The organism is Neptuniibacter sp. 1_MG-2023, assembly GCF_030547185.1.
In the GTDB taxonomy this organism is placed as follows: Bacteria; Pseudomonadota; Gammaproteobacteria; order Pseudomonadales; family Balneatricaceae; genus Neptuniibacter.
Map to the genome: position 1 here is coordinate 56,862 of NZ_JAUOQR010000004.1, position 19,648 is coordinate 76,509.

Here is a 19,648-nt window from a genome sequence, read left to right on the forward strand (position 1 = left end):
TTAATGCATTAGGTTAGTAAGTTTTATACGCTTATTCGATCGATTCGGATGGATGAGTGGGTAGCTTAATTGTAAATGTTGTCCCTTGACCTTCAATGCTGTGAACACTGATCTCTCCATCGTGGTCTTTTATAATACCGTAAGCAATGGCTAATCCCATCCCCGTACCTGAGCCTATAGGCTTAGTTGTATAAAAAGGAACAAAAATCTCTTTTTCTACCTCCTCGCTCATACCTGAACCATTATCCGTGATTTCAATAATAATTTCAGATTGTACGGTACGAGTAGATATCTCAATTATTGGTTTTTCTCTGTCTTCTGTCGCGTGCTTGGCATTGATGATTAAATTTAGAAAAACCTGGTTAAGTTCGTTTAAGTTGCAGGGAAACTCAGGTATTGGCTCAAGATCTAATTTTACTTCTACGGTGTTCTTTAACTCGCTATTGAGTAGCTTTAAGGTACTGAGAATACCGTCTACTACATTTGCAGAACTGCGGCCAGTTGACTGTATTCGCGCAAAACTGCGTAAATTCATCACAATATCGCGTACGCGAGTTAATCCCTCAACTGTATCAGTCATCAGTTCAGGAAGGTCTTCTTGAATAAATTCAATATCTTCCTCTTCGAAGAGCTTTTCCAAATCAGCTTGTACTGTACTTGGTAGCGCTTCATTGATGTTCTGTATAAATGAAATTAACCGAGTATATGAACAATGGTATCGCCCTAAGGACTCTATATTACTTTTTACAAATGCGAGGGGGTTATTGATTTCATGGGCCATGCCCGCAGCTATGGTACCGAGTGTAGCTAGCTTTTCGTTTTGTAATATGGTGGTTTGTTGCTTTTGTAGCAGATCCAAGTTTTCTTTTAAGCGTTCATTTTGCAGGAAAATTTCCCGCGATTTATTTTCTAATAGCTCTTCTGCTTTCAGGCGTGCACGTTTCTCTCTTTCATAGGCTACTTTATAAGCGTTTTCTTGATCCTGTATACCCATTATATGAACCTCAATATCAAGTCACAGTGGTCTGAGCCTTTATGCATGCAGACAGGGTGATCAATAGTAATGGCTGTATCATAATGAGTGGCGGCGCCTCTAATGAGGCCTTCAGCAAGAATGCAGAGCTTTCTCGGTGAGCGATAGCGCATTAATAAAGTGTCATCTGTATTCTCAGCGTACTCAAAATCAGGGAGGTTTGGATTATCGTATAATTTTCGAACTTCGGTATGAATAACGCTATCAATACTTTTCAAAAAGCCTTTGAGTGTATCTTCTGCTTCAATAAACAAAGGGTATCGAGTAGCGAGGCCTTTAAATAAACGTATGCCAAAAGCTTCAATAAGTGTATTAGGCATCATGCCTGTTTTGTCAGAAATTGAGCTGACTAGGTTGAAAAGTTCTTCGTCAGGATAGCTTTCACCCGCGGTATAGATACCATCAACAGATTGTGATTCCAGAATCTCATTCCACACTTGCATACTGTATTGTTCAACTACCATCTCTTCGAGAACATTAAAAATCACACCTTTCATAATCTACTCCGTTTACTCAATATAGATCTGGGTTATTTATCTGTTTATCTCAGAGGTAGTGAATTAGTTTTTAATAATAGCTGTTTTTTATCGATAGAGTCAGGCTATGTTGATTCTGCTTTTACTGAAGTTTATCGGTGTTAATCTTTTTTTGACAATATTTGATCTCTATCCATTGTTTATCCTGATTGGAGAGATTAGGCCTCTATAATCTATATATTTATTGATTAGGTTATATTAGAAACTTCACATCAGGGTAGAACCGCTGCATTTAACGGTTATACTGAGTACTACCCGCTTCTTCTACCTGTAGGTTGTGCCATGGATAAATCCCTTTTATTAGTTGATGACGAGCCTTCAATTTTAAGAGCCTTAAAGCGGATTTTTCACCGTGCTGGTTATAAAGTCACTATTGCAAATGGCCCAGAAGAAGCATTGGCCATTCTTGAAGATCATTCGTTTCCCATCGTACTTTCTGATTATCGAATGCCGAATAAAACTGGCGGTGAGCTTTTAATCGAGATTAAAGAAAAATATCCCTCTACATTAGGGCTTATTCTGAGCGGGTATGCAGATCTGCAATCAGTCATTGCAGCCTTAAATAGTGGGGCTGTCTATAAGTTTTTAGAAAAACCTTGGGATGAAGCTCAGTTATTAGAAGAGATTGATCAAGCCTTTGAGCATTGGCGCCAAGAGAATATATTGCCTCTCGATGATGTTAGTTCTGATGAGTTGGGTGTGGTTTCCGACCTTGGCAATGTAGCACGGGCTAGCTCCGATTTAATCTACGGAAAGATGACGGTCATGGAGAGTATTGACCATAAAATATTAACCCAGGCTCATTTCTCACTAGTTTATCTAGATATTAGGCATTTTAGGCACTTTAATGATTGCCTCGGCTATCAGAAATCTGACCAACTGTTACACCACATTCATGCCTTGCTGAAGAAACAAATCAGGGCGGATGTTGAATTTAGCTTAATGAATGGGGCTGCTTTTGTTTTTTTTGTTCCAGAGGTATTTACCGAGGCGAGCGCGTTTGATTTTATTACCTCGCTCTTATCGCCTTTTAAGCAATTAATAACCTTTGATGAACGGGAACTGTTACTGACCTTTAGTGCTGGTTATTCGGTCTATCCTGACGATGGCCTAACTGCGGAGGCGCTTGTTCGAGGTTCCCAGTTAGCTGCAAATTACAGTAAGGACAGAGGACTTAATGTTTATCCTCATTATAAAAAAAGCATGGATGGTAACCGTGATGATATGGTGAGTTTGCAAAGTGAACTGTGCCAAGCGTTGAAGCGTAATGAATTTACATTGTATTACCAGCCAAAAATATCCCTTGCAAACGGTAAGATATTAGGTGCTGAAGCACTTATTCGTTGGCACCACTCCAAAAAAGGGCTGATCTCCCCTGATAGGTTTATCCCTCTTGCTGAATTAACGGGATTAATCGAGCCGATCGGGGAGTGGGTTTTATCCACGGCAATTGCTCAAAGCTTTCTTTGGCAGCAGGAGGGTTTACCCACATTTGTTATGTCGGTGAATGTTTCAGGCCGCCAACTGGTTGAACATGATTTGGCTACTAAGGTGAAAAAGATTATCCAAGACAGTGGCTTAGCGCCTGAGTATATAGAGCTGGAAGTGACTGAAACATTTTTGATGCAAGATATTGAGCACAGTATCGATGTGTTAAAAGAGATTCGAGCTTTAGGTGTCAAAATTGCTATTGATGACTTTGGCACAGGTTACTCTTCCTTAAACTATTTAACGCGCCTTCCTGTTGATACGCTAAAAGTGGACCGTTCATTTATTACTGATTTCTCGACAGAGACTGAAAAAACAAATTTAGTCAAAAATATGATCGTCATGTCCCATGATTTAGGTATGCGTGTTGTTGCTGAAGGTGTTGAAACTCTGGAACAGCTCCAGCAACTCAAGGAAATGAATTGTGATGAAGTGCAAGGGTATTATTTTAGTCGTCCAGTAGTGGCGGAAGAGTTTAAAAAATTGTTGCAGGCACAATCTTGGGCTCATTGTCCTTAGGTGAAATCAGGAGAGATAGTAAAAATGCATGGATCTGATGTGATGGATATGAGCCAAGCGACAGTTTATTTTATTGATGATCAGTCTCAGGTTCTTAGTGCTTTACGTCGAGCATTACGCTCGCGGTTAAAAGGTTGGACCATGATCTTTGAAGCATCCCCCCGTCAAGCACTAGATCAAATGGCAAAAACGCTTCCTTGGGTTGTACTGGTAGAGAAAAAAATGCCGGAGATGGATGGTGCTGATTTTCTAAAGCAGGTTAAAACCAATTACCCCGATGCTGTTAGGGTGATTCTTTCCGCGGATATTAGCCATGATACCGTGGTTCAATCTGCCGGCATAGCTCACCTGTTGTTGTCTAAACCGTTTGAATTAGATGAAATTGTTGAAGTGATTGAACGTGCGGTTTGCTTAAGAACATTTCAGCTAGACGACAAACTACGAGCTGAAATGGGACAGGTTGATAATTTGCCGCTCCTGCCAGCGAACTACCAAGCTTTAGTCCAGTATCTAGATTCAGTCGAGGAACCTGATCCCGCTAAAGTAGATACGCTGCTGAGTCATGATGTGGCGGTCTTATCAAAAATACTACAGTTAGCCAATTCTGCATTCTTCTGCGCAGTTAATCCTGTTTACTCAGCACGGGAAGCGGTTATCCGCTTAGGTTATGACTTGGTCAGAAAGTTAGTGCTCTGTTTTAGCATCTATACTGCAAATGGAGATACTGATTTAAATAGTCAGTTACTCAGAAATTCAGAACGCGTCGCTGAAAAGTGTATTGAGTTGGCAAGCTTCGCTCGATTGCCCAAAGCGCAAAGAGAGCGCGCTTATTTTACTGGTTTACTGCATAACATCGGAGCATTAGTTATTTCGGGTAGAGAGGTTAACGCTTCATTCGAGTTGGTTGGTAGTTTTCTGCTCCGGCTATGGGGTTTTGAACAATTGATTGTTGATACGCTTCGTTACCAATCAAACCCTGAAGCATCAGGCAGTGATGATGTAGTGCTTTATCAGTTACATATCGCTAAGGCTTTGGTTGATGCAGAGAATAATAATCAGCCACTGGAATCGTTGTTTGATGAGCTTGACCCTAAACTTATAGAGCAAGCGATGTTATCTGAATACCTGGAGAGTCATGTATGAAAGGGCGGTTATTCTGCTTATTCTTATATCTTGTGATCAGTTCGTCGTTCGTTACTGCAGAAACATTAACGTTTGGCATAGTGCCACAACAGTCAGCTAAAAAACTGGCTAAATTATGGACGCCTATTAGCCGCTATTTGAGCGAAAAAACAGGGGTAACCGTCTTGTTTAGCACCGCTCAAGATATTCCTACCTTTGAAAAGAGGTTGCTGGCAGGGGAATATGATATCGCGTATATGAACCCATATCATTATACGGTGTTCCATCAAAAGCCTGGCTATGAGGCGATCGCGAAACAGCAAGATCGAGAAATTAAAGGGATTGTTGTTGTCGCTAAAGAGAGTGATATAACATCTCTAGATCAGCTATCAGGGGCTACTCTTGCCTTTCCTTCTTTAGCTGCCTTCGCTGCGAGTGTTCTACCGAGAGCGAAAATGGCGAAGGAGGGGATCGATATAACACCTAAATATGTTTCATCCCATGATTCGGTTTATTTAACGGTTTCGAAAGGTTTATTTCTAGCTGGGGGCGGCGTTATGCGTACTTTTAATAATACCGCACCCGAAGTAAGAGAAAAGCTTCGGGTGTTATGGGCGACCCCCGGTTACACCCCTCATGCTATAGCGGTTCATCCCAGAGTAAATGCTGATTTAAGGCAAAAGATCCAACAAGCATTAATTGATATGGACCAAAATCCAGAGGGAGAAGCGTTATTAAAAGCGATTCATTTCAAAGGATTAGAGCGCGCAGAAAATAAAGATTGGGATGATGTGCGAGACTTAAATATTAAGCTACTAGAACATTTATTGTAGTGATCTTTGTCTAAGAGAGAAATTTTGTGTCATTACGACTGAAAACCATTTTAGGTATAGCGATAATCCAAGCGGTTTTACTCCTGCTTTTAGTCTCTATGACGTTACATTATCTTAGAACAACTAACTACGAAAGCCTTTCCAAGCGCGCTTCAACAACAGCGACCTTGTTTGCTACAACTGCCGCCAATGCCGTTTTAAGTTATGACTTAGCCTCCTTAGATGCCTTTGTTAGTGAGGTTATGAAAAACTCAGATTTAGTCTATGCACGTGTCTTAGGTCCCGATAATCAATTATTTGCTGAGGATGGTGAGGCTAATATTTTGAGCCGCCCATTTGTTTTAGATACAGATGTTGAAAAGGTCAACGACTCGATCTTTGATACTTATGCAGAGATTAGTGAAGGTGGCGTCGTTTATGGAAGAGTAGAGATTGGTATTGATACCGATAGCCTTTCTACCATTATTGACGAAGCGACTAATAGAAGTGCAACTATTGCTGCTGTTGGGATGTTATTTGTAGCGCTATTTTCTTCGATGTTGGGTACCTACTTAACAAGCCAGCTTAAATATTTAAGGGCTGCCGCTCGATCGATTTCAAAAGGTGATTTAGCGATTAAAATACCGATTAATGGCCGCGACGAGATCGCCGATGTGGCACATGCATTCAACTCTATGGCATCTGATCTAAAAGATGCCAGCTTACGTCGAGATCAATTTGAAGCGGAATTAAGTGAACTTAACCGCTCCTTAGAAGATAGAGTTAAACGTAGAACTGAAGCGTTAGAAAAAGCCAACAGTGAAATAAAATCAGCCCAGACACAGCTTATTCAGTCAGAAAAAATGGCGTCAATTGGTGTGTTATCAGCCGGTGTTGCCCATGAAATTAACAATCCCCTAGGCTTTGTTATTAGTAATTTATCAACCTTAGATATCTATGCGCATAACTATCGTGCCTTAGTCACTGAATATCAGCGCTTACTGGAAATTAACGACACCGCTGAGCGTGAAGAGCAGCTAAATAAGATCCAAGATTTAATTAAAAGCATAGATCTTGAGTTTATGAATGAGGATCTTGATGATCTGTTAAAAGATACCCACGAAGGCTCAGTTCGAGTTAAAGAGATTGTAAAAGGTTTAAAAGCATTTTCCCATACAGATCAAACGGGGCGTATGCAGTTAGCTGATATTAATGAGTGCATTACGAGTACCCTTAAAGTGGTCAATAATGAACTGAAATACCACTGCACTATCTCGACCTCCCTATCAGATATCCCCCAAATATATTGTTTACCTAGCCAGATAAAACAAGTGTTACTCAATATTATTTTAAATGCTGGACATGCGATTCAGGGACAGGGTGTTATTGATATATCTAGCAATGTGGTTGAAGATCATATCGAGATACGCATAAAAGATGATGGTTGTGGTATAGCTGAAGATGAGATCAATAAATTATTTGATCCCTTTTATACAACCAAAAAAGTTGGTGAAGGAACAGGCCTAGGTTTAGCAATCTCCTACGGCATTATTGTGGATGATCACCACGGTGAAATTAATGTGCAAAGTGAAGAGGGTAAAGGAACCTGCTTTACTATTATATTGCCGATAGTTACTGAGCCTCCTAATGAAGAGGATGATTCGGTTGTGTCAGCATAAAACGGTCAAATAGGGATGAATAACAATGGAATATCCTGATAATACAGTCCTTATCGTTGATGATGAAGCCTCAGTTTTAACCGCATTTGAGCGATTGTTACGTGTATTAAAATGCCATGTAATTACAACAGTTTCCGCTATAGATGCTTTAGCTATACTGGAAAAACAGCCTGTTGATATAGTGATTAGTGATATGCGTATGCCGGAGATGGCCGGTGAATGTTTTTTAGAACAGGTCGCCGAAAAGTTTCCCAACTGTGAACGTGTAGTGATCAGTGGTTATGCGGATGTTCAAGCAACCATTGATGCTATCAATAAAGGCCAAGTAAGCCGCTTTATCTCTAAACCTTGGGAAGATAAAGATGTGCTTAACATGGTTAAGAAAAGCTTTGAACTTGCCCAGCTTAAAAAAGAAAATGCGCGGTTAAGTGCCGAGACACAACAAAAAAATCTGGAGTTACAGGCGTTAAATCAATCATTGGATTTAAAGGTTCAGGCACGTACCGAGCAGCTTAAAGTTGCGAACCAAAGTCTTAAAAATAGTTACCGTTCCGTTGTGAGAATGTTTTCAACATTAACAACGAGACGTTTAGGTATTAAAGCATCGAGCAACAACCAAAAGCTCAATTTAATTTTTGTCTCAGTTGCTAAAAAAGCAGGTATAGAAGGGGGAGAATTAAAACAGCTCTATTTTGCATGGCAGCTACGCCAAATAGGGAAACTAAGCTTTTCCGACGATTTAATCAAAGTCCCTTATCTAAAATTAGACGCTGAGCAGCAGCGTGTATTTCAAACCCATCCCCTGTTAGCGCAAGCGGCAACGCTAATGGTTAAACCTCTCTATCCCGCTGGAAAGATAGTTTCTCAGCATAAGGAATACCTTGATGGCAGCGGTTACCCGAAAAAGCTTAAAGGGGAAGAAATTAGTTACCGAGCGCAAATTTTAGCGGTTGTTAATGATTATGTTGAGTTGATGTATGGCTTTTATGATGAGCGCCAGTACAGTACAACGGAAGCGATTAACTACTTACAAACAACAGCGGCAGAACGTTATAACCAATCCATAGTGACAATTTTAATGGAGTCGATCCAAGCGTTAAGCGATACAGGCGATGCCATTAACGATAAGTGTATACATAGTGATCAGCTTACAAAAGGGATGCGTTTAACGCGAGATCTGATCAGTGATGAGGGGATAATGTTACTCAGTTCAGAGCAGGTATTGGATGAGGTTTCTATTAACCGTATTCGTGAAATTGAATTTAACTTAGATGAAAGCCTACAGATCTACGTCTCTCAATAACTGTTAGAGATGGCTATTAGAAAAAAACGGATCGAAGAGGATTTATTTTGATCCGTTTATTATGTGATTTATCATTAAACATACTTAAGTGGCATCGCTGTACTATCGACCACTTTACGCATAATAAATGCAGATTTAACCCCTGTTACTCCCTGAATACGGGTTATTTTACCTAATAAAATATCTTGATACCTATCCATATCGGGCACCGCTATTTTAAGTTGGTAATCCGCATCATGTCCGGTGATTAGATAACACTCCATCACTTCAGGGAGTGACTGTATAGTGCGCTCAAACTCCTCAAACCGCTCAGGAATATGTTTATCCATACTGATATGCAGTATGACAAATAGATTAAGTCCTACTGAGCGTTCATTTAAACGTACAACACGATCACGAATAACGCCTGCTTCCTCTAGAGCTTTTACCCGTCGGGAGCAGGGCGCAGCGGTTAATCCTACCCGCTCGGCTAAATCCTGATTGGATAGCTCCCCATTAGCTTGTAGCTCGTGCAATATTTTTAAGTCAAAACGGTCAAGCGAGAAGGAAGTTTTCATAGTTTTTAATAGTTTGGCAATAAAATGTATAGGTTTAGTGTATTTTCTTTTTATTAATTGCGCAAACAGGTAAAAATATAATGAATAAGATCGGTAATTGCGCAAGGTGCGCTATAAACTTATCTCTATCGGTTAAGGGGCTTGTTACACCTAAGTGAGAACAGGCTGTTAGGTTGAAAATCACATATTAATCCGTATGTGAGGGGGCAATCATCATAAGTGAGCGCATCCAGCCCAGAATAGTTTTATAGAACTAACCCTTAGTGTCAAAAGCAGATAACTGAAAAATTTCCTGCTGTCATATTCGCCAAGAGTACCCGACAGCAGGTTTTACAGATTGTTTTTATCCATATAAAAAATTGTGTATTACTGAGCTATAGGTAAACCTTATGTTTGACCATAAAAAATATCGCCGTTTTGAAACCGTCCGCTTAACTGACCGTACTTGGCCGGATCAAGAGATCAATAAAGCACCTGACTGGTGTAGTGTAGATCTGCGTGATGGTAACCAAGCACTGGTAAATCCTATGTCAGTTGCACAGAAAACCCGCATGTTCACCTTGTTGGTGAAACTAGGTTTTAAAGAGATCGAAGTAGGTTTTCCTTCAGCCTCTCAGCCGGATTTTGATTTTGTCCGTAAATTGATCGAAGAGAACCGCATCCCTGATGATGTAACCATACAGGTATTGACTCAAGCACGAGAAGGATTGATTAAACGTACCTTTGAGTCCCTAGAGGGTGTGAAACGCGCCAATGTGCATGTGTATAACTCCACATCTATTGTTCAGCGCGAACAAGTTTTTAATATGAGCCGTGACGAGATAAAAGCTATAGCGACTCAAGGAGCGTGTTGGGTTCGCGACTATGCGGCTCAATACCCTGCAACTGAATGGGAGTTTCAATACTCACCTGAAAGCTTTACCGGAACCGAGATCGATTACGCTATAGAAGTTTGTGATGCGGTGATCGCTGAATGGACACCTGAAAACGGCCAAAAGATTGTCATCAACCTACCGGCAACGGTCGAGATTTCATCGCCTAATGTTTATGCCGATCAGATCGAGTATTTCTGTCGTCACCTTAAACAGCGGGATCAGGTTCGTATCAGTTTGCATACCCATAACGACCGTGGCTGCGGCGTTGCAGCGGCCGAGTTGGGTGTGATGGCGGGTGCCGATCGAGTTGAAGGTACCTTAATTGGTAACGGTGAACGTACCGGCAATATGGATATAGTGACCATGGGGATGAACTTGTACTCTCAAGGTGTCGATCCTGAGTTAGACTTTTCCAATATTCCCGAGATTATTGATGTGGTGGAATACTGTACTGAGCTACCGGTTGCTGCACGTCACCCTTGGGCGGGCGAGTTGGTCTACACTGCATTTTCCGGCAGTCATCAAGACGCGATTAGAAAATCAGTTAACTACCATACTGAGCATCAACAAACCCATTGGAATGTAGCGTATCTACCGATCGATCCACGGGATATTGGTCGTGAATATGAAGCGGTTATTCGTATCAACAGCCAAAGCGGTAAAGGCGGGGTCGCCCTTGTTTTGGAACGGGATTTTGGTATTGAGCTACCTAAATGGATGCATGCACCTTTGAGTCAGCAGGTACAGCAGGCAGCTGAAACCCAAGGGGTGGAGCTATCTGCGGCGACCATTAAAACTATTTATGAGCAAAGCCTTGTCAGCGTACCTGCTCAATGGCAACTAAATGACTATGAGCTGCATACAGACTCAAACCAAGTGAGTGCACAGTTTAGCATTGGTGAGGCCCAATTCTCAGGTAAAGGAGCTGGCGCTCTAGAAGCATTGTGTGATGCCTTGGCCAAGCAGTACCAATGTGAGATTGAAGTCAGCCATTTTGATGAGCACTCAATCGGCGCCGGTACGGATGCCCAAGCTTTAGCTTCTATCTGTGTTGCTATCAATGGTGCGCTAGAGTACGCCGTTGCAACCAATGAAGACACCTCGGCTGCTGCGCTACAAGCAATGTTAACCGCTTTTAGCCGGCAAGCCATTAAGGTCGCACCTAGTGTGCAAGATACGGAACAAGTCGCCTAAGGTAGTGATATACAGCTATAACAGCCAGAGTGACAGCTAAGCATGATCTTAACCCCCGCTTTCTAGTTAAGGCGGGTTTTTTTATGTCACCGAATCAAGGAAAGAGGGAGGCTGCGTATCCATAGGTTATATCTGATGCTTATCCGGCTATTATCCGTACAAATTGAGTTGATTCAGCAAGTGCAGTATAATTTTAATATGTACGGATATGTTCCGTACATTGGAGGGCGTATGGCAACGGCACGTTTAGATATTCGTCTTGATGAAGAGATTAAGGCAAAAGCAGAAAAAGCCTCAGCGTTACTTGGTTTAAAAAGTTTGACTGAGTATGTTGTTAGGGTAATGGATGAGGATGCAACTCACGTAATTGAAGCGCACGAAAGTATGGTTGTTACAGACAGCGTCTTTGACGAATTTATGGCAGCCTGTGATAAGGCTAACGCACCTAATCAGGCATTGCTTGATGCAGCAAAGCTTGCAGATGAGAGCGGTATCAAGTGAGGTGGGCTAAAACCTTCGTTGAGCTGAGTAAATCGGAACATGACCGTAATCCGTTTGATTGCGGCGAAGAAAAGTTAAATAGCTTCATAAAAACACAAGCCGTTAAGCACATGCAAGCGAGTATCAGTCGTACCATGGTGCTGCCTAGTGCTTTACCGCTGCCTAATCAGAAATACGCGATTTGTGCATTTTATACGGTCGCGCCTAGCTCGATTAGTCGTGAAACCTTGCCTGCTCAGATAGCAAAGAAACTCCCTCGATATCCAATTCCTGTATTTCTACTAGCGCAACTTGCCGTACACAAAGAGTTTCAGGGGGAAGGTTTAGGAAAGGTTAGCCTGATCCGTGCGCTAAAGTACCTATGGGATGTTAATCATCATATGAGGGCTTATGCTATTGTTGTCGATTGTCTGACCGATTCTGCGCAAGCCTTTTACGCAATGTTTGGCTTTAAAAGGCTATGTGAGCATAACGGACATATGCGTATGTATTTGCCGATGAAAACGGTAGAGCAGCTTTTTAATCGACCGTAATTTATAGCATTATATTGTTTAGAAGGATTTAAGTATGAGTACGCGAATTTTTTTTGACAAAATAAAAAATGATACGCAGCAGCTAATTTCAGATATTGAAAATGAATTAAACCTAGAGTCTGTATCAGAGCGGTATACACAGTTAAAAACTGAAGTTGGTAATTCGTTAAAGTTAAACGATGAAAGTAAAGATCAAACATATGCTGAATCTATTCTTGAGTTTTATAATCGATTAAAACCAAGTGCTGGTTCAAACGATCATAAAAAAATATTCAATGCATTAATTGATGGTTTTGATCTATTAGAGTGGACAGAGAAGCATAGTGAATAAGCATTCTTGATAGGTCATAACAACTAAACCGATGAGCGATCATCGGTTTAGTTGTTTTAGTGTCGGTTAACTTTTTACTTTAAGCGGGAACGCCTGCTGCTTTATCCAACCTTCTGGTACGTAGTCACCTACCACCCCATAGGCTTCAGGCCACTCGTTTTGTCCCCGTACGGCGGTGCCGAAAAGGTAATCAATAAAGGCAAAGTGTGCGGCATAGTTGCGATCAATGGCTGCTTTATCGGATGAGTGGTGCCAGTGGTGAAACTGAGGGGTAACGATAATATATTTAAGCCAGCCAAATTTTATCTGTGCATTGGTGTGGTTTAGCACGGCTTGGAAGCCCACGATGATGATATAGGCATCGATAACGCTTTTATCAAAACCTAAGATAAAGATCGGGGCGAGTACGCCACAGCGGGTTAAGGTGAGTTCGGCAATATGCTGACGGGAACCTGCGAGCCAATCCATCGTTTTCGCACTGTGGTGAATCGCATGGAAACGCCAGAAAAAAGGCACTTCGTGGTAAACGCGGTGCAGTGCATATTGAACAAGATCGGCCACCAACAACACCAATAAGAGTTGGCTAAACCAACTAAAGTTCTGTACCCATTCTTGGGAGCCCCGTTCAACGGCCCAGCCAAATGCGTTGGAGACAAACTGATTGGCGGCCAGTAGAACAAAGCCAACAATCAGGTGATTTACAAAGAAGTGGTGTAGATCGGTTTGCCATTCAGGTCTTAGGATCGCTTGTTTTCGGTGGGGAATGATTTTCTCTATAAAGATGAAGATCAGTGTGGAGCCAAGAAGATCTAGAATAAACCAATCTAGCCCTAAGTAAGCGCTACTTTGTTCAAAGTCAGAGACCTCGACACGATGCCCACCTAACGCGATAGCGATAGTAATCAGAGACCATGCCACTAAACCTGCCCGTTTATTAGTGTTACGGACAAAGTTAAGCAGGCCTAAACTACCGGATATGATTAGGGCAATAAACATAATCATACGAATAAGTTCTACATCGTAGGCTGCTCGCAGTTCTGGCGTGGTCAGGTATTCGGGGAAATGAAAGGCCAATACACCGAGTAAACTAAGTGCAGCTAACGTAACTGCTATATAGCCACTAATTCGCCCCTCGCCGAAACGTAGTTGCCCCCCTTGCAGATTCTTTAATAGCATCCTATGCCTCTTGTCGTATGTTATTAGCTAATGGTATTGAACGAGAGCATGGCGCCTCGGCTCTTAATCTGTAGGGATTATATAGTAGAGTGGGGCGCTCACATATAGCCGTTAATGGCTTAGGCTAAGAGGATGAACGTTTTTGCTTGACTCCAATAGCTGGGTTAAACAGGCGATGCATCTGTCTACTTCTGCTTCAGTTATATTAAGGGCAGGCATAAATCTGAGTGTATGCTCTTTGGGTGCATTGATTAATAGGCCCTGTTCCCGTGCTTGTTCAACTAAGTCTGGGGCGGAATAGCTCTGTGTTTCTAAGGCTAACAAAAGGCCTTTGCCTCTTACTTCCCCCAAGCCAAATTTTGCACTGAGGGCTTTTAGCTGTTGTTGGAAGTAAATACCTATCTTCTCTATGAGCGGCATAAACTGTGGTTCCAATACTGATGAGAGTACCGCATTAGCAACCGAACACATCAGAGGATTACCATTAAACGTACCGCCCTGATCGCCATAATCAAAACAGCTTACCTGTTTAGTAGCGAGTAACGCGGAGATAGGTACACCGCCGCCAAGTCCTTTACCTAAGGTCATAATATCCGGCTGTATATCAAACTGCTGGTAAGCGAATAGGCTGCCTGTTCTGGCGATGCCGGTTTGTACTTCATCGATAATCAGTAATAGATTGTGTTGTTTACATAGGGCTGCAAGGCCTAACACAAATTCACTATCTGCGCTGATAACACCGGCTTCACCTTGAATTAGTTCTAGCATGATGGCGACGGTTTGCTTATCTATCGCCTGTTCGGTCGCCGCCAATTGGTTAAAAGGAACTTTAGTAAAGCCGCTCACTTTAGGTTCAAAAAGTGGCGCAAAGGTGTCTTTCCCTGTGGCGGACATAGTGGCTAAAGTTCTGCCATGAAAGCTCTGTGCGAAGGTGATGATTTTAAATGCACCTGATTTATTTTTTTGTCCCCATTTTCTAGCGAGCTTTATTGCGCCTTCATTCGCTTCTGCGCCGCTGTTGGCAAAAAAGACCTGATCGAATACGGAGTGAGCGCATAAAGTGGCCGCAAGATTGATCATTGGTTTATTAAAAAAGGCGGGGCCAGGGTTAATTAACTGAGCTGATTGGTCTAACAGTGCTTTTTGAATCACATCAGGGCTATGGCCCAAGGTATTAACTGCCCAGCCTTGCATAAGATCTAAATAGGCTTTGCCTGATTGATCGTATAAATAATGGCCTTTGCCCTTAGTAAAGCAGATGTCAGGTCTTGGGGTGATGGGCATTAAATGTTCTTTCTGTATAGCGAGTGTTGGGTCTATAGGTGTAGACATGGTTTTTTCCTTAATGGTTAATCAAGTTTTTCATCCGCTTGTTAGCACGATGCAAATAGAATTGAGGTTCTTTAGGGCACAAAAAAACCGCGGGGGTTAGCCTGCGGTTTCTTAAAGGGTGATACGCTTTAGGTTATTTAGCGTCGTCGGTCAGCAACACCCAGTAAGGCACAGGCAATGGATACACGACGTCGTAGTGTATTGTTGGCTGGCTGAATAGGGCCTGTTGGGAGGTTGCTTTGAGTATTCATAGTTAACGGAGTATGTCAGCGGAGCCTTTATTGGGTCAACAAAAAATTTAGCCGCTTAGCGTTTTTGGTTTTAACAGATTAATAGCTGCGGCAATATTGGTTTATAAATGTCGGCGGCATTAATCAGTGATTTAGCCGTGAGTGCTTGTACGGCATACACTTCAGTTGTGACATGGTATTTTTCACGCACCTTTTTTAATAACAAGTCAAAGTCACCATCTCCTGAGAGTAAAATGACGGTGTCTACGTCGGCTGAATGCTCCATCACATCAATGGTAATACCTACGTCCCAATCGCCTTTGGCGGAGCCATCTTTACGTTGAATAAAGGGTTTGAGTTTTACATCAAAGCCTATGTGACGTAGTGCATCTTGGAACTTACGCTGACCATCATTGTTACTTTCAATCGCATAGGCGAAGGCGTGAGTGATCTCACCCTCTTGGCTAATAATCTTCCAGAATTTACGAAAATTAAAAGGGCAACCAAACGCCTGACGGGTGGTGTAATAGATGTTTTGTACATCAACAAAGATGGCGATTTTTTTAGCTGATTTACTCACGGATAACCTGTAACGCTTAAATTAAGGGGTTCACTATATCAGACCTCGTCGCTATCTCACGGAAATGCTGGAAAAAACAGTTCGGGTGAACTATCGTAGCAATAATAACGAGGTTTACTGAACCTTACTGATTGATTCATCGGAGCTTTTTAATGTCTGTTTCAGACGAGACGCCTACCTCAAGTAAGCCCACATCTACCATGTCTGCTACTGGTAAAGCGAAAAAACGGATTGATGTCGCTGTTGCTTTCGCCCTTTGTGGTGCGTTGTTTTCCCTACTTATCTTCCTTTATATGTTTAAACAGGAAAGGGATACAGTTATTCAGAGCTTTTATGTCCAGATTGCAGAAGATGTAGCACTTTTTGAGCAAAAACTTACCTACACCTATTATGGTATGGAATCTTTACAGACTTATTTTGATCTGGCGGCTGAAGATAATAGTGTTGATTTAAGTGTTGCTGCGCGGCGTATAGTTAATTCTAGCCAAGGAATAGAGGCATTACTCTGGTTGCCTGAAGGGCAGCTGAGTCCCACTCTTTTTACTGTTTCAGAGAGTGATTTAGCTACAGGGCATGTAGAGCAGGTCTTAGTGGATATTTTTAAGAGTGATATGGCCGTAACTCAAGTTATCCAGTTAGCTGAAAAGCCTGTATTGGTCGTGTCTACAGGCCAAGATCAGCAGCGCATGCTGGGTCTTCTGGATGTGGGAAAAGTGATGCAAACAAGTCTTGAAAATAGTTTGCAGAATGAGCTGGTCGTTCATCTTTTTTCTTCGACGGCGGAGTCTGATAAGCCTATTTTCTCTATGGGACAAGGAATTGTTGCAGAAGACTCGATCATAGATAAAGTCATCACTTTACCGGATGGCACTGAACTTACTTTGAGTTTTGCGGCTACAGAGTCTTATCTTGCTGCAAAAATGAACTATACCTCTGTGTTGTTTCTACTAACCGGCTTATTGTTATCTTTACTCTTAGCCTCTTACCTTAAGCGACTTGGTTTGCAGCTAACAAGACTGAAAGATGAGCAGGAGATTCTATCAGAGCAGATGATAGACACATCATGGAATGATCCTCTTACTGGCTTAGTGAACCGTACCCACTTTGATGAAACTTTAGATATTGAATGTCGCAGAGCGGTACGTGAGTTCTCTCCTTTATCTATGATTTTATTGCGCATTGACGATTTTACTCGCTACCGTGATCATTATGGTGTTGATGCTGCGGATATTTTGGTTCAGCGTATCTCTGAGACCTTAAAGAGCTGTGTGAGTCGGCCGGGAGATATATTGGCCCGTGTCGATGACAGTCAGTTTGGATTTATTTTACCATCGACCAATGAGCTGGTTGTTCAGCTAGCTGAACGTTGCTCTCTAGCGGTAAGGACATTGGCGCTGCCAAATGAGTCAGAGGCGCAGGACTTATGCGTCACGGTAAGTTTAGGTGTTGTGACACTGCAACCGACCCGTCTGTTAACGGCTGAGCGTTTATTTGATGTAACTAAGCAGCAGCTAGCGCTAGCCAGTGAAGCTGGAGGCGATCAATATAAAGCTTATATTGAGAATAACTCTGAGCCCTCGCTCACTTATTCAGTCTAAATGCCTCTTTAGGCTCAGTGATCCTAACTTAAGAGAGATATATGGCTGTCATTGAATCCCTATTTACACGCTTGCAGAACGATGCAGAACAGCATAATCATCGTCGTTTGCTGGTGGTTAGTGGTTCTAAAGAGTGGTGTGGGATTCAAGCTCAGCATCTTAATAACCTACCGGATTTACTTTGGATTGGTGAATCGCTCTCTTTACAAGGAAAAGCTTCTCAAACTTCTCCCTATATTAATGCTTCTGATCTTCATCTTCTTTTAGGGCAAACAGTCTCTTCTGTTGTGTTTAATGCTTGGGATGGCTTTAACCCGAATAGTTTTGGTCAAATAGCGGGTGCATTGGCGGGGGGCAGTTTGCTGGTGTTGGTCTGCCCTGATTTAGATGGGTGGCCTGAATATGATGACCCGGAACATAAAAGCATAGTGGCTTATCCGTATCAGAGTAGTGATGCGGGCCGCCGTTTTATCTCTCGGGTGGTTATGTTGTTAGAAGATGATGCTTATACGGTCATCTATCGTGAAAAAAACACCTTAGCGGGTGTAGAGATTGAACTACCCGAAGTGTTGATCTCTGATGAAATGCGTGGCGATGATGAGCCTATTCTGCCTAATAAAACAGTAGATCAACAACATGCCGTTGAACTGATTCTGAGTCAGTTTAGGCGTGGTCGTCGCCCCGCCGTATTGACTGCTGATCGAGGTCGAGGGAAGTCGGCTGCTTTAGGTATTGCGGCAGCTCAATTGTCGGGATTGGATTATAAACAGGTATTAATTACTGCACCAGATTATGCCGCTGTAGATGAAGTTTTTAGTAGGGCTCATCAGCTCCTACCGGATTACCAATACAGTAAAGGTTTAATGCAGAACGGGGATCATCAGATACGTTTTTTAGAACCTGAGTTAGCATTGAGGGAGTTGGGCGAAGGACAGGTTTTATTGGTTGATGAAGCGGCAGCGATCCCCGTGCCGATTTTGTCGAAGTTACTACAGCGTTTTCCTCGTATTGCCTTCGCCTCGACGATTCATGGTTATGAAGGCACAGGGCAGGGATTTAGCGTTCGATTTAAGAAAGTACTCGATCGTGATGCCCCTAATTGGAAAAATCTTCACCTTCAGCAGCCCATACGTTGGTCAGCACAGGATCCGCTGGAATCATTGACGTTTCAGCTGTTGTTACTGAATGCGCAAGCGGTTGATAAGCACGTTTTATTGGATGCCTATAGTGCTGAGCAGACGCGTAATATTCAACCTGTAATAGAAAAGATAGATCGTGATCTGCTGATTGAGGATTACGATACTTTAGGTCAGTTATTTGGGTTACTGGTACTGGCTCATTATCGTACATCACCAGGTGACCTACGTGTTTTGTTAGATAGCCCTAATTTACATATATGGCTACTTAAAATAGATAACAACGTTGCCGGGGCGGTATTAGTGGCAGAAGAGGGACCTCTACCCGCGGAATTAGTTGATGATATCTGGTCGGGAAAACGCAGGCCACGAGGTCATTTACTTCCGCAAACCTTAGTCTGTCAGGAAGGTGCTAAAGCGGCTGCCCATTTGAGGGCGGGGCGCATTATGCGTGTTGCTATCCATCCAGTACTTCAGCGAGAGCAGTTGGGGAGTACCTTATTAAGTGCAGTCCAAAGATATGCTAAAGCTGAAGGGTGGGATTATTTAGGGGCTAGTTTTGCTGCCAGCACTGACCTTATGGGTTATTGGCAAAGTAATGGTTTTGAAACGGTTCGATTAGGAACAGCTAAAGACAGTGTGAGCGGTAGCCATGCAGCGGTGGTTATTGTGGCTCTTTCCGCCGAGGCCAAAGCATTACAGGAACACTTGCGGCAACGGTTTTTAGAGCAGATTAATTACCGTTTAAGCGATGATCTGATCGATTTGGATATACCGCTCGTTTGTCGGTTATTACAGCATGGGGAAGGCCCGTTTGAATTGACCACTCATGATTGGTCCGATTTAGATGCGTTTTGCTACCATAATCGAAGTTATGAAAGTTGCGCTTATATCCTGCATAAGCTGTTATTGCTTTTCCTGAAAAAGGTGGCAGAGAATCGGTTGCAGATCTTTTTACAGAATAATGATTTTCGCTTGCTTATGGAGCGTAATATGCAGCAAAGAAGTTGGGCGTTGCTTGAAAAACGGGGGCAAGGCCGGAAGCAGTTAATGCGTCAATTCCGTGAAGTGGTATTGCGCATCATGGCGGTTGTTAAAGAAAATTAAGACTTA

The 19,648-nt window shown here is 42.4% G+C and carries 17 protein-coding genes; 11 read left to right on the forward strand and 6 right to left on the reverse strand.

Going from position 1 to position 19,648, the window contains the following annotated elements; genetic code table 11:
* Positions 1-31: 31 nt before the first annotated feature.
* Together Q4492_RS06445 and Q4492_RS06450 are read right to left on the reverse strand one after the other, a co-directional pair.
* Positions 32-994: a sensor histidine kinase gene (locus Q4492_RS06445; RefSeq protein ID WP_303416433.1), complete on the reverse strand. Its 963-nt coding sequence runs from the start codon at positions 992-994 to the stop codon at positions 32-34.
* On the reverse strand, positions 994-1,530 hold the full coding sequence (locus Q4492_RS06450) for a heme NO-binding domain-containing protein (protein ID WP_303416434.1): 537 nt from the start codon (positions 1,528-1,530) through the stop codon (positions 994-996). The genes Q4492_RS06445 and Q4492_RS06450 overlap by 1 nt, the downstream gene beginning before the upstream one ends.
* A 321-nt stretch (positions 1,531-1,851) precedes the next feature.
* Between Q4492_RS06450 and Q4492_RS06455 the strand changes: the two genes are divergently transcribed.
* From Q4492_RS06455 to Q4492_RS06475, 5 genes are read left to right on the forward strand one after another with little or no spacing between them, the layout of a single operon-like run.
* Positions 1,852-3,576 (forward strand): EAL domain-containing protein, encoded by a 1,725-nt coding sequence (locus tag Q4492_RS06455; RefSeq protein ID WP_303416435.1) that lies wholly within the window; start codon positions 1,852-1,854, stop codon positions 3,574-3,576.
* A 24-nt stretch (positions 3,577-3,600) separates the two neighbouring features.
* On the forward strand, positions 3,601-4,719 hold the full coding sequence (locus tag Q4492_RS06460) for an HDOD domain-containing protein (RefSeq protein WP_303416436.1): 1,119 nt from the start codon (positions 3,601-3,603) through the stop codon (positions 4,717-4,719).
* The gene (locus Q4492_RS06465; protein ID WP_303416437.1) at positions 4,716-5,531 is read left to right on the forward strand and encodes a phosphate/phosphite/phosphonate ABC transporter substrate-binding protein; all 816 of its coding nucleotides are present in this window, start codon (positions 4,716-4,718) and stop codon (positions 5,529-5,531) included. Before Q4492_RS06460 ends, Q4492_RS06465 begins: the two co-directional genes overlap by 4 nt.
* Positions 5,532-5,557: 26 nt before the next feature.
* On the forward strand, positions 5,558-7,189 hold the full coding sequence (locus Q4492_RS06470) for an ATP-binding protein (RefSeq protein ID WP_303416438.1): 1,632 nt from the start codon (positions 5,558-5,560) through the stop codon (positions 7,187-7,189).
* Positions 7,190-7,214: 25 nt separating this feature from the next.
* Complete coding sequence (locus Q4492_RS06475) at positions 7,215-8,492, forward strand: HD domain-containing phosphohydrolase (protein ID WP_303416439.1); 1,278 nt, start codon at positions 7,215-7,217, stop codon at positions 8,490-8,492.
* 74 nt (positions 8,493-8,566) lie between these two features.
* On the opposite strand, the gene Q4492_RS06480 is transcribed toward Q4492_RS06475, so the two are convergent.
* Entirely contained in the window at positions 8,567-9,049 is a 483-nt protein-coding gene (locus tag Q4492_RS06480) for an Lrp/AsnC family transcriptional regulator (RefSeq protein ID WP_067862066.1), read from the reverse strand.
* A 389-nt stretch (positions 9,050-9,438) separates the two neighbouring features.
* Between Q4492_RS06480 and leuA the strand changes: the two genes are divergently transcribed.
* The 4 genes from leuA (at position 9,439) to Q4492_RS06500 (ending at position 12,483) form a co-directional block, all read left to right on the forward strand.
* Positions 9,439-11,118, forward strand: a complete 1,680-nt coding sequence (gene leuA / locus Q4492_RS06485) for a 2-isopropylmalate synthase (RefSeq protein ID WP_303416440.1) — start codon at positions 9,439-9,441, stop codon at positions 11,116-11,118.
* Positions 11,119-11,253: 135 nt separating this feature from the next.
* Complete coding sequence (locus Q4492_RS06490) at positions 11,254-11,619, forward strand: DUF1778 domain-containing protein (protein ID WP_303416441.1); 366 nt, start codon at positions 11,254-11,256, stop codon at positions 11,617-11,619.
* A complete protein-coding gene (locus tag Q4492_RS06495; RefSeq protein ID WP_303416442.1) occupies positions 11,616-12,152 on the forward strand; it encodes a GNAT family N-acetyltransferase in 537 nt (178 codons plus the stop codon). The genes Q4492_RS06490 and Q4492_RS06495 overlap by 4 nt, the downstream gene beginning before the upstream one ends.
* Before the next feature lie 34 nt (positions 12,153-12,186).
* Complete coding sequence (locus Q4492_RS06500; RefSeq protein WP_067862060.1) at positions 12,187-12,483, forward strand: hypothetical protein; 297 nt, start codon at positions 12,187-12,189, stop codon at positions 12,481-12,483.
* Between the two features lie 66 nt (positions 12,484-12,549).
* On the opposite strand, the gene Q4492_RS06505 is transcribed toward Q4492_RS06500, so the two are convergent.
* The 3 genes from Q4492_RS06505 to Q4492_RS06515 all read right to left on the reverse strand — a co-directional run bounded on the left by Q4492_RS06505 (position 12,550) and on the right by Q4492_RS06515 (position 15,801).
* The gene (locus Q4492_RS06505) at positions 12,550-13,659 is read right to left on the reverse strand and encodes a sterol desaturase family protein (protein WP_303416443.1); all 1,110 of its coding nucleotides are present in this window, start codon (positions 13,657-13,659) and stop codon (positions 12,550-12,552) included.
* Between the two features lie 111 nt (positions 13,660-13,770).
* A complete protein-coding gene (locus tag Q4492_RS06510) occupies positions 13,771-14,991 on the reverse strand; it encodes an acetylornithine transaminase (protein ID WP_303416444.1) in 1,221 nt (406 codons plus the stop codon).
* Between the two features lie 321 nt (positions 14,992-15,312).
* Positions 15,313-15,801: an NYN domain-containing protein gene (locus Q4492_RS06515; RefSeq protein WP_303416445.1), complete on the reverse strand. Its 489-nt coding sequence runs from the start codon at positions 15,799-15,801 to the stop codon at positions 15,313-15,315.
* A 152-nt stretch (positions 15,802-15,953) separates the two neighbouring features.
* Here Q4492_RS06515 and Q4492_RS06520 point away from each other — a divergent pair, with 152 nt between their 5' ends.
* Positions 15,954-17,399: a diguanylate cyclase gene (locus Q4492_RS06520; RefSeq protein WP_303416446.1), complete on the forward strand. Its 1,446-nt coding sequence runs from the start codon at positions 15,954-15,956 to the stop codon at positions 17,397-17,399.
* A 41-nt stretch (positions 17,400-17,440) separates the two neighbouring features.
* Positions 17,441-19,642: a tRNA(Met) cytidine acetyltransferase TmcA gene (locus Q4492_RS06525; protein ID WP_303416447.1), complete on the forward strand. Its 2,202-nt coding sequence runs from the start codon at positions 17,441-17,443 to the stop codon at positions 19,640-19,642.
* The last annotated feature ends 6 nt before the right edge of the window (positions 19,643-19,648 follow it).